This is a genomic window from Klebsiella sp. 10-1 (assembly GCF_009758445.1).
In the GTDB taxonomy this organism is placed as follows: domain Bacteria; phylum Pseudomonadota; class Gammaproteobacteria; order Enterobacterales; family Enterobacteriaceae; genus Klebsiella; species Klebsiella scottii.
In genome coordinates this window covers 43,258-56,985 of record NZ_WQRE01000012.1, presented here as the reverse complement: position 1 = coordinate 56,985, position 13,728 = coordinate 43,258, and the positions used below count along the sequence as shown (strand labels likewise).

Annotated in this window: 15 protein-coding genes; 3 read left to right on the top strand and 12 right to left on the bottom strand. The window is 57.1% G+C overall.

What is annotated here, in order from left to right; all coding sequences use genetic code 11:
* Positions 1-5: 5 nt before the first annotated feature.
* From rhtC to pldA, 3 genes are all read right to left on the bottom strand, one after another.
* Entirely contained in the window at positions 6-626 is a 621-nt protein-coding gene (gene rhtC, locus GO007_RS26650) for a threonine export protein RhtC (RefSeq protein WP_041143502.1), read from the bottom strand.
* A 160-nt stretch (positions 627-786) separates the two neighbouring features.
* A complete protein-coding gene (gene recQ, locus GO007_RS26645) occupies positions 787-2,613 on the bottom strand; it encodes an ATP-dependent DNA helicase RecQ (RefSeq protein ID WP_095105179.1) in 1,827 nt (608 codons plus the stop codon).
* A 68-nt stretch (positions 2,614-2,681) separates the two neighbouring features.
* On the bottom strand, positions 2,682-3,554 hold the full coding sequence (gene pldA / locus GO007_RS26640) for a phospholipase A (protein WP_095105178.1): 873 nt from the start codon (positions 3,552-3,554) through the stop codon (positions 2,682-2,684).
* Positions 3,555-3,710: 156 nt separating this feature from the next.
* Here pldA and yigI point away from each other — a divergent pair, with 156 nt between their 5' ends.
* Positions 3,711-4,175, top strand: coding sequence for an acyl-CoA thioesterase YigI (gene yigI / locus GO007_RS26635; protein ID WP_095105177.1), 465 nt, complete (start codon positions 3,711-3,713; stop codon positions 4,173-4,175).
* 49 nt (positions 4,176-4,224) lie between these two features.
* Positions 4,225-5,118: an EamA family transporter RarD gene (rarD, locus tag GO007_RS26630; protein ID WP_095105176.1), complete on the top strand. Its 894-nt coding sequence runs from the start codon at positions 4,225-4,227 to the stop codon at positions 5,116-5,118.
* Positions 5,119-5,164: 46 nt separating this feature from the next.
* Here rarD and GO007_RS26625 read toward each other — a convergent pair whose 3' ends face one another.
* From GO007_RS26625 to lptM, 9 genes are all read right to left on the bottom strand, one after another.
* Positions 5,165-6,067 (bottom strand): endonuclease/exonuclease/phosphatase family protein, encoded by a 903-nt coding sequence (locus GO007_RS26625; RefSeq protein WP_095105174.1) that lies wholly within the window; start codon positions 6,065-6,067, stop codon positions 5,165-5,167.
* A gap of 217 nt (positions 6,068-6,284) precedes the next feature.
* Positions 6,285-7,235, bottom strand: coding sequence for a magnesium/cobalt transporter CorA (gene corA / locus GO007_RS26620; protein ID WP_041143496.1), 951 nt, complete (start codon positions 7,233-7,235; stop codon positions 6,285-6,287).
* A 148-nt stretch (positions 7,236-7,383) separates the two neighbouring features.
* Entirely contained in the window at positions 7,384-7,440 is a 57-nt protein-coding gene (gene ysgD, locus GO007_RS29675; RefSeq protein WP_350028775.1) for a YsgD/CorL family protein, read from the bottom strand.
* 148 nt (positions 7,441-7,588) lie between these two features.
* On the bottom strand, positions 7,589-9,751 hold the full coding sequence (gene uvrD / locus GO007_RS26615; protein ID WP_095105173.1) for a DNA helicase II: 2,163 nt from the start codon (positions 9,749-9,751) through the stop codon (positions 7,589-7,591).
* Between the two features lie 78 nt (positions 9,752-9,829).
* The gene (yigB, locus tag GO007_RS26610; RefSeq protein WP_095105171.1) at positions 9,830-10,546 is read right to left on the bottom strand and encodes a 5-amino-6-(5-phospho-D-ribitylamino)uracil phosphatase YigB; all 717 of its coding nucleotides are present in this window, start codon (positions 10,544-10,546) and stop codon (positions 9,830-9,832) included.
* Positions 10,546-11,448, bottom strand: coding sequence for a tyrosine recombinase XerC (xerC, locus tag GO007_RS26605; protein ID WP_095105170.1), 903 nt, complete (start codon positions 11,446-11,448; stop codon positions 10,546-10,548). Before xerC ends, yigB begins: the two co-directional genes overlap by 1 nt.
* Positions 11,445-12,152, bottom strand: coding sequence for a DUF484 domain-containing protein (locus GO007_RS26600; RefSeq protein WP_095105169.1), 708 nt, complete (start codon positions 12,150-12,152; stop codon positions 11,445-11,447). Before GO007_RS26600 ends, xerC begins: the two co-directional genes overlap by 4 nt.
* The gene (gene dapF / locus GO007_RS26595; protein WP_045853712.1) at positions 12,149-12,973 is read right to left on the bottom strand and encodes a diaminopimelate epimerase; all 825 of its coding nucleotides are present in this window, start codon (positions 12,971-12,973) and stop codon (positions 12,149-12,151) included. Before dapF ends, GO007_RS26600 begins: the two co-directional genes overlap by 4 nt.
* 64 nt (positions 12,974-13,037) lie before the next feature.
* Positions 13,038-13,241, bottom strand: a complete 204-nt coding sequence (gene lptM / locus GO007_RS26590) for an LPS translocon maturation chaperone LptM (RefSeq protein ID WP_095105167.1) — start codon at positions 13,239-13,241, stop codon at positions 13,038-13,040.
* 138 nt (positions 13,242-13,379) lie between these two features.
* Here lptM and cyaY point away from each other — a divergent pair, with 138 nt between their 5' ends.
* Complete coding sequence (gene cyaY / locus GO007_RS26585) at positions 13,380-13,700, top strand: iron donor protein CyaY (RefSeq protein WP_095105166.1); 321 nt, start codon at positions 13,380-13,382, stop codon at positions 13,698-13,700.
* Positions 13,701-13,728 lie beyond the last annotated feature (28 nt).

Sequence of the window (13,728 nt, the reverse complement as noted above, 5' to 3'; positions counted from 1 at the left end):
CGGGCTTAACGTGAAATAATCAGATGAATGCCGAATCCGGTGAACAGCGCGCCGGCGACGCCGTCAATCCACTTCGCCATGCGCTGGTAGCCACGGCGCATAGCCGGCAGGGCAAACAGGCTGGCAACCACCGCAAACCACGCCAGCGTTTCCAGGACGATCAGCAGGAAAATACCCCAGCGCTCCCCTGCGCCTACGTCATCGCCAACAAACAGCGAGAAAACGGAGCCGAAGTAGATAATCGCTTTCGGGTTAGCCAGGTTGGTGAGCAGCCCTTTGAGGAAGCTACGGCCGCTGCGGGCCAGTTCAACCTGCGGCTCCGCGGCGGGCGCCTCGCTTTTTTTCAGCGCCCCGCGCAGCATTTGATAGCCCATCCAGCACAGATAGAGCCCGCCGCCGACCATAATAATGGTGTGCAGCCAGGCCATTTTTTCAATGATCAGGTGCAGGCCGAGCAGCGCCACTCCCGCCCAAACCATCACCCCGCAGGTGATCCCGAGTACGCCCATCATCGCCTCTTTGCGCGAACGGCTGACGGCGGTTTGCGAAACGAAGAAAAAGTCCGGGCCCGGACTCATCAGCGCGATGATGTGTACCAGCGCGACGGTAAGGAAAAGCATCAGCATAGTTAACCCACTGGAATTGAGTGATCAAGATGCGTCAAGGTGACAAATGAGGACATTCCCAGGCGCGGAAAACAGCCGGCGACGAGGGTGAGTGAGCGCAGTCAACGCAGAGCAGCTTGAAGGATGAAGAGGATATCCTGACACCTTTTCGCCCGCCTGACTACTCCTCTTCACCATCAATATGCGCGCGGATCAGCGCCATAAACTCTTTGCCGAAGCGCTCCAGTTTTCGCGTACCGACGCCGTTGACGCTGAGCATCTCGCTGGCGGTCAGCGGCGATTGCTCGGCCATTTCGATAAGCGTCGCATCGTTAAAGACCACATAGGGCGGGATATTTTCTTCATCGGCAATCGCTTTACGCAGTTTGCGCAGCTTGGCAAACAGCTTGCGATCGTAATTGCCGCCGAATGATTTTTGCATCGCTTTCGGCTTCAGCGCCACGATGCGCGGCACGGCCAGCTGCAGCGGGACCTCGCCGCGCAGTACCGGGCGAGCGGCTTCGGTTAGCTGCAGCGCCGAATGCTGGGCGATATTCTGCGTCACCAGACCGAGATGAATCAGCTGGCGAATCACGCTCACCCAATGCTCGTGGCTCTGATCGCGACCGATGCCGTAAACCGGCAGCTTATCGTGCGCCATTTCGCGAATACGCTGGTTATTCGCGCCGCGCAGAACCTCCACGACGTAGCCCATCCCGAACCGCTGGTTGACGCGATAGATCGTCGACAGCGCCTTACGCGCATCCATTAAGGCATCGTACTGCTTCGGCGGGTCAAGGCAGATATCGCAGTTGCCGCACGGCTCCTGACGCCCTTCACCAAAATAGTTCAGCAGCACCAGGCGGCGACAGGTCTGCGCCTCGGCAAAAGCGCCCATGGCGTTCAGCTTATGGCGTTCAATATCCAGTAGCGGCCCGGCGGGCTTTTCTTCAAGGCAGCGGCGCAGCCACGCCATATCGGCCGGATCGTAAAACAGCATCGCCTCCGCGGGCAGACCGTCACGCCCGGCGCGGCCGGTTTCCTGATAGTAGGATTCAATATTGCGGGGAATATCAAAGTGCACCACAAAACGGACGTTCGGCTTATTGATGCCCATCCCGAAGGCCACCGTCGCCACCACGATTTGTAAATCATCGCGCTGGAACTTCTCCTGCACATCGGCACGGACCTCATGCTCCAGCCCGGCATGGTAAGCCGCCGCGCTGACGCCGCGGCTTTGCAGACGAGCGGCGGTATCCTCGACTTTCGAACGGCTGTTACAGTAAATAATGCCCGACTTGCCCCGCTGGTCCTGCACATAGCGCATCAGCTGATCCAGGGGCTTAAACTTTTCCATCAGCATATAGCGGATGTTGGGGCGATCGAAGCTGCTGACCTGAATCAGCGGGTCGTTCAGACCCAGCAGGCGAACAATATCGCGACGGGTGGTGTCATCGGCGGTGGCGGTCAGCGCCATAAACGGGATTTGCGGCATCCGCTGACGCAGCTGCCCCAGCGCGGCGTATTCCGGACGGAAATCATGCCCCCACTGGGAAATACAGTGCGCCTCATCCACCGCCAGCATCGACAAATTCCAGTGGCTAAGATGCTCGAGGAAATTATCCAGCATCAGGCGTTCAGGAGCGATATAGAGCAGGCGAATCTGTCCGCTGCGGCAGCCGGCCATCACCTCCTGCTGCTGCTCACGGCTCTGCGTTGAGTTCAGGCAGGCCGCCGATACGCCGTTCGCCAGCAGCTGATCGACCTGATCTTTCATCAGCGAGATCAGCGGGGACACCACCACCGTCAGGCCATCAAGTACCAGAGCCGGTACCTGATAACACAGCGATTTACCGCCGCCGGTTGGCATAACCACCAGGCAATCACGCCCTTCCAGCGCGGTGTCGATAATGGTTTCCTGACCCGGGCGGAACTGCTGGTAGCCGAAGGTTTCCTGTAAAACCTGCTTTGCCAGCAATGTTTGATTCAATACTTCCGCCTGTGCCACATTGACCCCGTCTGCCTGAAAAGAAAAACAGGCGCTATTTTCAGCGCCCGTGAGCCAGAGTGCAACGATTAAAACAGATCGTTGAGCGTCACGCCGACGCCGACGCGCGTCTGGTTAAAGTTATAGTCGATAAGCGACTCGCCATAGCCGCTGTAGACCTGAGTATAAAAACGCACGTGACGGGTTATCGGATAGCTGACGCCAACCTCTGCGCCGCCGTAGCCGGTATTCCAGTTATATTGCCCCTGCGCGCTGAGTATGGCATCGCCTAGCTGATAGCCGATTTTCAGCCGGTAATAGCCCATATATTTGGTAATGTCCGGATTATCATCGGTGCTGCCGATAACGTACCAGGGCTTCACTTCCACCAGCCAGTTGCCGTTTTGCGCCATCAGGCGGGTATACAGGCGATTCCAGCTGCGGGAGGTGGGATCGGAGCGGCCGTTGGAGTCATGGTTATAGCCTACCTCAATATCGCGCAGCGTCCAGCCGGCGAGCCGATAATCCGTCGCAAAGCCGAGGAACAGCTGCGGTTCATAGTTCGTTTCGCGAAACGGCGCGGACTCCTTGCTGTTTGAGAGCTGCCACCAGGATTTCTGCGTATAGGAAGCGCCGAGCAGCGAATTATCACCGAGGATCCCCCGCCACAGCGGGAAGGCCAGGCTGAGCTGGAATTTCACCTCATCCTTGCGGGCATTTTCGGCCCAGTCGTAGCTGGAGATCGCTTCCTTGTTGATATCGCTGCTCCACGTATAGAGCAAATAGTTGCTCTCATAGGGATAAAGCAAGAACGGATTATCATGATCCTGCAGCAGGTTAGCGATAATGCTGCCGCGCACCGGCGGGGTATCGTGAACCTGATGATTAACCGGAACGTCCTGTGCCAAAACGCCGGCCGGAAGCGCAACCAGCGCCAGCAGCCAGGCCAAAGAGATACGCATTACTGTTCTCCTGAAAGAGTGATTTTTATTTCTATTTTACACCGGGCTCATTTTACCTGTTTATCGACTCCCTGCGCGGTTATCCGTTCCGAAAGTGGAAATCAATATTTTTGAGGCATAAAATCAACATCTCATTAACGAATGGATACGCCTGCTATGTCTGAACTCACTTCCGAAGCCGCCCTAAAGCTGGTGGGAGAAATTTTTGTCAACCATATGCCGTTTAACCGCGCCTTAGGCCTGAAGCTGGAGCGTTACGAAAAGGAGTTCGCTCAGCTTAGCTTTAAAAACCAGCCCATGATGGTCGGTAACTGGGCGCAAAGCATTCTGCACGGCGGCGTGATTGCCTCGGCGCTGGACGTTGCCGCCGGCCTGGTGTGCGTGGGAAGCACGCTGACCCGTCATGGCACCATCAACGAGGAAGAGCTGCGCCAGCGTCTGTCGCGTATGGGCACCATCGATCTGCGCGTCGACTATCTGCGGCCGGGCCGCGGGGAGCACTTCACCGCCACCAGCAGCCTGCTGCGCGCCGGCAATAAAGTGGCGGTCGCCCGCGTAGAATTACATAACGAAGATCAGGTTTATATTGCCAGCGCAACGGCGACGTATATGGTGGGTTGATCGGCATAAATCGAGTAACATCGCTGTTTTGGCGTAACGGATTTTACCGATGGATGCAAAACAAACGCGGCTTGGCGTTATTCTGGCTCTTGCCGCCTATTTTATCTGGGGTATTGCACCCGCATATTTCAAGCTTATCTACTACGTTCCCGCTGATGAAATTCTGACTCACCGCGTGATCTGGTCCTTCTTCTTTATGCTGGCGCTTATTAGCCTTAGCCGCCAGTGGTCGCAGGTTAAAAAACTGCTGCATACGCCGAAAAAAGTGCTCCTGCTGGCGCTGTCGGCGGTGCTGATCGGCGGCAACTGGCTGCTCTTCATTTGGTCGGTGAATAACCACCATATGCTGGAGGCCAGCCTGGGCTACTTTATTAACCCGCTGGTCAATATTGTGCTGGGGATGATTTTCCTCGGCGAGCGTTTTCGCCGCATGCAGTGGCTGGCGGTGCTGCTGGCCCTCTGCGGGGTGCTGGTGCAGCTATGGACCTTTGGCTCGCTGCCGATCATTGGCCTCGGGCTGGCGTTTAGCTTTGCCTTCTACGGGCTGGTGCGCAAGAAGATTGCCGTTGATGCCCAAACCGGGATGCTGTTTGAAACCCTGTGGCTCTTGCCGGTTGCCGCCCTTTACCTGTTCGGTATTGCCGATAGCCCCACCAGCCATATGGGACAAAACCCGTGGTCGCTGAACCTGCTGCTGATGGCCGCCGGCGTCGTTACCACCATCCCGCTGCTGTGCTTTACCGGTGCGGCCACCCGCCTGCGTCTCTCCACGCTGGGCTTTTTCCAGTATATTGGCCCGACGCTGATGTTCCTGCTGGCGGTGCTGTTTTACGGGGAAGTGCCGGGGGCAGATAAGATGGTGACCTTCGCCTTTATCTGGGTGGCGCTGGCGGTGTTTATCGTCGATGCGCTGTATACCCAGCGCCGGCTGCGTCGGGCATAACGCCATCACGCTCCTGCCTCTCGTGCGCAGAGGCAGGAGCGTTATCTTACTGCTCGGTAAGCTCCAGCTCGGCAATCAGGGGTAAATGATCGCTGGCGGATGACCAGCTAAAGGCCGGTGAGTTATGCGGCACCTCGATTTTTTTCACATTCCATTTTTGCCCTTTGAAGGTGAAAATATGATCAATATCTATTGCCGGGTTAACCGCAGGCCAGGTGCGGTAATCCGTCCCCTGCTTCGCCACGGGGTTAAAGAAATAACCTACCTCTTTTAACGGCTGCTCATCGTGCGTGGAGTTAAAATCACCCGCGAGAATTTTGATTGATGAGGCGATATCTTTGAAGTCCGACGGGGCATCGCCGATGCTCACGTCCAGAAGATGGCGAACCTGCTCAACGCGCATCGTCGGATCTTTTTGCCAGTCGAGATGGGTAACCATCACCAGCACCGGGCTGTCAAAGCCGGGAACGGCGATTTGCGCCAGCAGCGCAATTCGCTGCTCGGCATCCCCTGACGGCAGCTTAATCACCTGAGTATGCTCAATTTTATATTTAGACAGAATACCGACACCGTACTCTCCGCCGTCGAACTCCAGCGCTTTGCCGAAGGCATAGCGATAGCCGTTAGCGTCCGCGATGGTTTTTAGCTGATCGATTTTTTGGCTTCTGGCGGTTTTATTATCGACTTCCGGAACCGCAATAATATCGGCGCCAATGTTCTTAATCGCTAAATTGAGTGCAGTAAAATCCGCCACGTTATCGGAAGCTTCATTCTTGCCGATGTTATAGGTCGCAATCTTCAGCTGAGGATAATTCTCGGCATAGACTTTATCCGCAACGCCGCCTTTTTGAACCGCAAGGATTTCATTACCAGCAAGTTTTTCAACAGCTTGTGCATTTACAGAGAGGCAGGCAAGGGCCAGGAAGGTTAGTGTAAAGATACTTTTCATTATGAAATTTCACCTTTTTTTAGCGGGAATATTGCGATGGTAACAATTATCCAGCCCCCTTTTTGTGATACACGGCCCACACTTTTGGTGCGAAGAGAATTAAGTTGGCCGGGATAATAAAAGAATATTTCCGGTGGCCACCGCTGATGACCGACATAAAGGCAAAAAAAAAACCGGCTACCCCAGGAGAGAGCCGGTTTTGATATAATATATTGTTTTAAAGCCAGTTTTTTCGCTTAAAGTAGAGGTATGGCGCCAGCCCGGCAAGCATCATAAAGACAATCGCCCCCGGATAGCCAAAGCTCCAGTGCAGCTCAGGCATAAACTCAAAGTTCATCCCGTAGCTCGACGCCACCAGCGTTGGCGGCAGGAAGACCACGGATACCACCGAGAAGATTTTGATGATGCGGTTCTGCTCGATGTTGATAAAGCCCATCGCCGCCTGCATCAGGAAGTTCACCTTCTGGAATAGCGATTCGTTATGCGGCAGCAGCGATTCGATATCTCGCAGGATCTCGCGCGCCTGCTCCAGCTGGCCCGCCGGCAAACGCGCCTTACGCACGAGGAAGTTCAGCGCCCGCTGGGTATCCATCAGGCACAGGCGCACCTTCCAGCCGATATCTTCCTGTTCCGCCAGGGTAGAGAGCGCGTCATCGTACTCGTCGCCCTGCCGACCTTCCATAATCACCCGGCTCAGCTTTTCCAGGTCGCTGTAGATATTTTCAATTTCATCCGCCAGCTGCTCGATTTTTGTTTCGAACAGATCGAGCAACAGCTCATAGGCATTACCATCAACCATTGACTGGTTGCGAACGCGCATGCGGTACAGACGAAATGCAGGCAACTCACGCTCACGCAGGGTAAAAAGGCGCCCTTCGCGGATGGTAAACGCCACCGTGGAGTTGCCGGCGTGATCCTCTGCATCTTCAAAGAAGAAAAATGAGTGAATGTGTAAACCGTCTTCATCTTCGAAGAAACGCGCCGACGCTTCGATATCTTCCAGCTCCGGACGGGTTGCCAGGTTCTGGCCCAGTTCCGTCTGCACGCGGCTACGTTCTTCATCGTCAGGCTCGACCAAATCGACCCACACCGAGCTGGCAAGGTGCTTGATCTCGTCGGCTTCGAGGCGCGTCAGACGATTATTTTCCAGTTGAAATGCGCTCAGCATGACCGGGACTCCCAATGCAAAAAAATTATCGGACAGTTCGGTGGGCACACAGAAACAAAAGGGGTTTCAGACCATTAAGCCTGACTCAGAGCGACGGGTATGACGGGTCGCTGACAACCGCTAAGGCTATCAGCATAAGAGGATAGCCTTAGGAGTTGTTCCTGACGGACAGGAAGTTGAGCCAGCATCTACTGGGTGTGTCCAAGGCGAATGTCCTCTTAGCGTAATCGTGCGCGCATGTTACGCCAGCGCAAAAACGGCGTCAACACGCAACGGAACGCTAAAGAGCAAATCCTGCCCTTTAGCATATAAGGCTAGCAGATTATTACAAAAAAACGATACTTTTCTTACTGTTACACTGTTTCCAGCCGCGCATAGGCCGCCACCAGCCATTTGATGCCCTGCCCCTGGAAAGCCACCTGCAGGCGGCTATGCTCGCCGCTGCCTTCCAGATTCACGATAGTGCCTTCACCGAATTTCGGATGGCGCACGCGCTGGCCCAATTTGTAGCCGGTATCGTTTTCCGCCATCGGCGTCCCCATTCGCTGATGGCTAACCGGACGGCTCACCGTTGCGCGCAGGCGCACCTCTTCCACGCACGCTTCCGGCAGCTCGCCGATGAAGCGCGACGGACGATGGTAAACCTCTTTGCCGTACAGGCGACGGGTTTCGGCGTAGGTCATCGTGAGCTTCTGCATCGCACGGGTCACGCCAACGTAGGCAAGGCGGCGCTCTTCTTCCAGGCGCCCGCCCTCGTCGAGCGCCATCTGGCTCGGGAACATCCCCTCCTCCACGCCGACGATAAACACCTGCGGGAATTCCAGGCCTTTCGCCGAGTGCAGGGTCATCAGCTGCACCGCATCCTGCCAGGTATCCGCCTGCCCTTCGCCCGCCTCCAGCGCGGCATGAGAAAGGAACGCCTGCAGCGGCATTAAATCCTCATCTTCATCGTTGTAGCTGAACTGGCGCGTTGCCGTAACCAGCTCTTCTAAGTTCTCGATACGCGTCTGGCCTTTTTCGCCCTTCTCCTGCTCGTACATCATGCGCAGGCCGGAATCTTTAATCACCCGATCGGTCTGGACATGCAGCGGCATATCCGCCGTCTCCTGCGCCAGAGCGTCAATCAGCTCCATAAAGCGCTGCAGGGCGCTGGCGGCACGACCCGCGAGGGCTTTATCTTTCAGCAGCTCGCGGCACGCCTGCCATAGCGTCAGCTGGCGATCGCGCGACGTTTGACGAACCACGTCCAGGGTGCGATCGCCGATGCCGCGGGTCGGCGTATTGACCACGCGCTCAAACGCCGCGTCATCGTTGCGATTGGCAATCAGGCGCAGGTAAGAGAGCGCGTCTTTAATCTCCTGGCGTTCGAAGAAGCGCATACCGCCATAGATACGGTACGGCATGCTGGCCTGCAGCAGCGCCTCTTCCATCACGCGCGACTGGGCGTTGCTGCGGTAGAGGATGGCGCACTGCTCCAGCGCCCCGCCGTTTTCCTGCCAGGTTTTAATCCGGTTAACCACGAAACGCGCTTCGTCGAGATCGTTAAAGGCGCAGTACAGAGAGATCGGCTCGCCGTCGGCGCCGTCGGTCCACAGCTTTTTCCCCAGACGCCCGCTGTTATTTTCAATCAGGGCGTTGGCGGCGCTGAGGATATTGTTGGTTGAGCGGTAGTTCTGCTCCAGGCGAATGGTCTGCGCGCCGGGGAAATCGGTCAGGAAGCGCTGGATATTCTCAACCTGCGCACCGCGCCAGCCGTAGATCGACTGGTCATCATCGCCGACGATCATCACCTTGCCGCTATCGCCCGCCAGCAGGCGGACCCAGGCATACTGAATATTGTTGGTATCCTGGAATTCGTCGACGAGGATATTGGTAAAGCGTTCGCGGTAGTGCTGAAGAATATGCGGCTTGTTGAGCCACAGCTCGTGCGCGCGCAGCAGCAGTTCGGCAAAATCCACCAGCCCAGCGCGATCGCAGGCTTCCTGGTAGGCCTGATACACCTTCTGCCAGGTCTGCTCCACCGGATTGCCGTAGCTCTGGATATGATGCGGGCGCAGCCCCTCATCTTTTTGACTGTTGATGTACCACATCGCCTGACGCGGCGGCCACTGCTTCTCATCGAGGTTCATCGCTTTGATCAGACGCTTCAGCAGGCGCAGCTGATCTTCGCTATCGAGGATCTGGAAATCCTGCGGCAGGTTGGCATCAAGATGGTGGGCGCGCAGCAGACGGTGCGCCAGGCCGTGGAAGGTTCCTACCCACATGCCGCCCTGGGTGGTGCCCATCAGCTGGCCGATACGATGGCGCATTTCCGCCGCCGCTTTATTGGTAAAGGTCACCGCCATAATGGAGAACGGCGAACAGTTCTCTACGCTTATCAGCCAGGCAATGCGATGCACCAGTACGCGGGTCTTACCGCTGCCCGCTCCAGCCAGAACCAGCATATTGGTACGCGAGGCCGCGACGGCTTCACGCTGTTTATCATTAAGGCTGTCGAGCAGGTAAGAAACGTCCATTGGCACCGCCGGAAATGAGCCGCCCGGCAGCGCTTCGCCGACCGGGCATACTGTTAATATATACAGAACTAATGGTGATTATATCAGCGAGGTCAGAGATGCCAACCGCGAAATTTCAATGTGCGGCAGCAGCCGGCTGTCGGTGGTGTGCATCAGGTCGGCGCCCTGCGGCTTAATCCAGCAGGCCTGCATGCCGCAGCGGATGGAGCCCGCCACGTCGGTCGTCAGGTCATCGCCTACGTGCAGTATCCGGCCCAGCGGCAGCGCCAGCCGTTCCGCCGCCAGATGATACATATCGGCGAACGGCTTAGAACGACCATCCGGCCCGGCGCGCAGCACAAAGCGGAAATAGTCGCTCAGGCCGAACAGTTCAGGCTGCGCATTGCCGTTAGTCACCGCCACCAGCGGCCATTTTTCCGCCAGCGCGGCCAGGGTATCGTGGGTTTCCTGCGGTACGTCAATCAGGCTGCGCCAGTGGGCAAAGTTTGCCATCGCCGCATCGGCGCCGGATTCGGCCTGCGCCGCAGAGAGTCCGGCGTTCATCATTCCCAGCACCAGGGCCCGGCGTCGCCATTCGGTCACGTCGTGGTAAATATCCGGTTCGGTCTCCAGCAGCGTCTGGCGCAGCTGCTGCAGATGGTGGGCATCGAACTCGCTCAGCGAAGGATGGTAGCTGCGCACGAAGGCCAGCGACTCGTGCAGCGTCCGGTCGATGACCGGGCGGTTGTCATAAAGGGTATCGTCCAGGTCAAACGTCAGTGCTGAAATCTGGCCCAGAGGTCGGTAAAAGCGCATTATTTCCCCCGTTTGGCGCGCGGATGCGCCGCATCGTACACCGAGGCAAGGTGTTGAAAGTCAAGATGGGTATAAATTTGAGTGGTGGAGAGGTTGGCATGGCCCAGCAGCTCCTGCACGCCGCGCAGATCGCCGCTCGATTCCAGCATATGCGTGGCAAAGGAGTGGCGCAGCTTGTGCGGATGAACGTGGCTGTTCAACCCCTGCTTAATTCCCCATTCGGCAAAACGTTTTTGAACATTACGCGCGGAGATGCGTTTGCCGAGCTTCGACAAAAACAGCGCGTCGTCATCGGTGCCGAACAGCCCGCGCAAATCAAGCCAGTGCTCAATCCACGCCACCGCGCTGCGGCCAATCGGCAGCCGGCGCTCTTTACTGCCTTTCCCCATCACCCACACTTCTCCCGACTCCAGGTCGAGGTGCTTAATGTCGAGATTCACCAGCTCAGAAAGACGCAGACCCGCGCCGTACATCACTTCCAGCATCGCCCGGTCGCGTACCGCCAGCGGATCGTTCAGATCGATATCCAGCAGTCGGTTCACGTCATCAACGTCGATATTTTTCGGTAAATGGCGCGGTATTTTAGGCGCCGAAATCCCCTTTGCCGGGTTCGCGGTAAGCTCGCCCTGCGCCACCAGCCAGTCAAAAAAGCTGCGCAACGCGGAAAGGCGCAGCGCCAGGCTTGCCGGACCCAATCCCTGTTTTCGACTCCGCACCGCCAGGCCACGCACCTGGGCCGCATCGCACTGCTGCCAGCTTTTTAAGCCAGCGCTTTCAGCAAGCGCGATCAGCGCATCAAGCTGGCGTCGGTAGTTAAGCAGCGTAATCGGGCTAAGCTGACGCTCCACGCCAAGATAGCGCAGGAAACGGGCGACGGAGGCAAACAGAGGAGAGTCGGTCATGCGCGTTCAACCCAGCGCTCCAGCAGTCCTGGCAGCATCTGGGCTATTTCCTGCAGCAGCTGCGTGCCCTGTCCCTGCTGATAGTGCTGCGCATCGCGGCTGCTGAACAGCATAACGCCGGGCGCATCATCGCCGCCCAGCAGCGACATCGCCACCGAACCGATGGCTTTCGCTTCCGGCAGCACCACCAGCAGCTCCGGCCCGTTCAGCGGACCGAGGTAGTGGCGCTCTTGCCTGAGACGCTGAATACGCACGGGTTCAAAGGCCTGTCGGGTCAACGCCAGGTGGGTGAACTTTGAGGGCGCGCCGAGCCGCCAGCTATCGGGGAACAGACGCACCGTCGCTCCGGCCAGGCCCAGCTCGCGAGCCCAGCGATGAAAGCGATTGAGCATCTCATCGAGGCTGTCTGCCGCCGCCAGCCGCGTCTGCAGATGAAAGAGCCGCTGGAACAGGCTTTCGTTGGCCGTCGCCTGCTCCATCAGCAGCGTCATGTTCTCTTCCAGCACGTTGATATGATTACGCGCGCGGGCCATGTGCCACTCTACCAGCGAAACGGAGCCTCGAACCGGGTGAGGAACCTGCATGTGCTCCACAAGAGCGGCATTACGAATAAAGAATTCAGGATGTTGCAACAGATAGTCCACCACCGCGCGGTCATCCAGCGCGCCGATCGTATCCTGCTGTTCTTCCCCGACTTGTTTCATAGATGAATAAATCCGTCGTAGACGTGTGCCGCCGGGCCAGTCATAAACAACGGTTGACCCGGGCCTTTCCAGGCGATATCAAGACGCCCGCCTGGTAATTCCACGCGCACTTCCTCGGCCAGCAGTCCCTGTTGGATGCCAACCGCGACCGCCGCGCAGGCGCCGCTGCCGCAGGCCTGAGTCTCGCCTGCGCCGCGTTCATAGACGCGCAGGCGAATGCGATGACGCTCGACTATCTGCATAAAACCGATGTTCGCGCGTTCCGGGAAGCGTTCGTGGCTTTCCATCACCGGGCCAAGCGTTTCCACCGCCGCGGTTTCCACATCATCGACCTGAATGACGCAGTGCGGGTTCCCCATTGAGACCACGCCGCACAATACTGTCTGTTCAGCGGCGCGCATAATATAGGTCTTTTCCGCTTTGTTCGCGCGGAACGGGACCTGGGACGGCTCGAAGTTCGGCTCGCCCATATTCACCCGCACCAGATCGTCTTCCGTTACGCTTAATACCATACGCCCGTTCGCCGTGCTGACGCGGATATCACGTTTATTGGTCAGGCCTTTCAGACGTACAAACCGCGCAAAGCAGCGCGCACCGTTGCCGCACTGCGACACTTCGCTGCCGTCAGCGTTAAAGATGCGGTAATGAAAATCCAGATCCGGATCGTAGGGCGGCTCGACAACCAGCAGCTGATCGAAGCCAACGCCAAGATGCCTGTCTGCCAGCCGGCGAATCAGCTCCGGAGAGAAAAAAACATTCTGTGTTACCGCGTCAACGACCATAAAGTCGTTACCCAGGCCATGCATTTTAGAAAACTGCATCATCTGTACTCTAACTAATTTGCGTTTCAGGAAGACGGCAAGCCGTGCATCCCCGGGAGTATCGTCAGTAGTCTACCTGGGTCGGGCCACCGCTATCGCCGCGATCGTTACGATCCGGCGTTGCGCTCTGGATACCGCTATCGACCGGTTTGGTCGGCGGCGGCGCCGTTTTATCCGCCGGTGGGAAATACAGCGGCCCCTTCAGACCACAGCCGGTGAGGCTGAAGATCGCCAGCAGAACGGCAAGCGTAGGAAAAAGGTTTTTCATTGATAGTTGCCCGTGAGTCATTCTTTCTGCTTTCTATCATCGCAGGAGAAGACGTAAAAGCAAGCGTTTAGCATCCGACTGCGCGCGCTTTTGTTTCGCGCTATACTGCCGCCATCTTCAAAAAAGCAGGGTAGAACCATGAATGACAGTGAATTCCATCGCCTGGCTGACAGCCTGTGGATGACTATCGAAGAGCGCCTGGACGAGTGGGACGGCGATAGCGATATCGATTGTGAGATTAACGGCGGCGTGCTGACCATTAGCTTTGAAAACGGCAGCAAAATCATCATTAACCGTCAGGAACCGCTGCATCAGGTCTGGCTGGCGACCAAACAGGGCGGCTACCATTTTGACCTGAAAGGCGATGAGTGGATTTGCGATCGCAGCGGCGAAGCCTTCTGGGATCTGCTGGAGCAGGCGGCAACCCAGCAGGCAGGCGAAGCGGTGAGTTTCCGTTAAAGCCGACTGCGCTTACGCCTCGCGCAGC

What these genes read in the sequence shown, in the direction of transcription:
- xerC (WP_095105170.1), bottom strand. Translation starts at nt 11,448, where the DNA reads ATGACCGACTCTCCTCTGTTTGCCTCCGTCGCCCGTTTCCTGCGCTAT.
- yigI (WP_095105177.1), top strand. Translation starts at nt 3,711, where the DNA reads ATGTCTGAACTCACTTCCGAAGCCGCCCTAAAGCTGGTGGGAGAAATT.
- cyaY (WP_095105166.1), top strand. Translation starts at nt 13,380, where the DNA reads ATGAATGACAGTGAATTCCATCGCCTGGCTGACAGCCTGTGGATGACT.
- lptM (WP_095105167.1), bottom strand. Translation starts at nt 13,241, where the DNA reads ATGAAAAACCTTTTTCCTACGCTTGCCGTTCTGCTGGCGATCTTCAGC.
- rarD (WP_095105176.1), top strand. Translation starts at nt 4,225, where the DNA reads ATGGATGCAAAACAAACGCGGCTTGGCGTTATTCTGGCTCTTGCCGCC.
- yigB (WP_095105171.1), bottom strand. Translation starts at nt 10,546, where the DNA reads ATGCGCTTTTACCGACCTCTGGGCCAGATTTCAGCACTGACGTTTGAC.
- rhtC (WP_041143502.1), bottom strand. Translation starts at nt 626, where the DNA reads ATGCTGATGCTTTTCCTTACCGTCGCGCTGGTACACATCATCGCGCTG.
- uvrD (WP_095105173.1), bottom strand. Translation starts at nt 9,751, where the DNA reads ATGGACGTTTCTTACCTGCTCGACAGCCTTAATGATAAACAGCGTGAA.
- pldA (WP_095105178.1), bottom strand. Translation starts at nt 3,554, where the DNA reads ATGCGTATCTCTTTGGCCTGGCTGCTGGCGCTGGTTGCGCTTCCGGCC.
- GO007_RS26600 (WP_095105169.1), bottom strand. Translation starts at nt 12,152, where the DNA reads ATGAAACAAGTCGGGGAAGAACAGCAGGATACGATCGGCGCGCTGGAT.
- corA (WP_041143496.1), bottom strand. Translation starts at nt 7,235, where the DNA reads ATGCTGAGCGCATTTCAACTGGAAAATAATCGTCTGACGCGCCTCGAA.
- GO007_RS26625 (WP_095105174.1), bottom strand. Translation starts at nt 6,067, where the DNA reads ATGAAAAGTATCTTTACACTAACCTTCCTGGCCCTTGCCTGCCTCTCT.
- dapF (WP_045853712.1), bottom strand. Translation starts at nt 12,973, where the DNA reads ATGCAGTTTTCTAAAATGCATGGCCTGGGTAACGACTTTATGGTCGTT.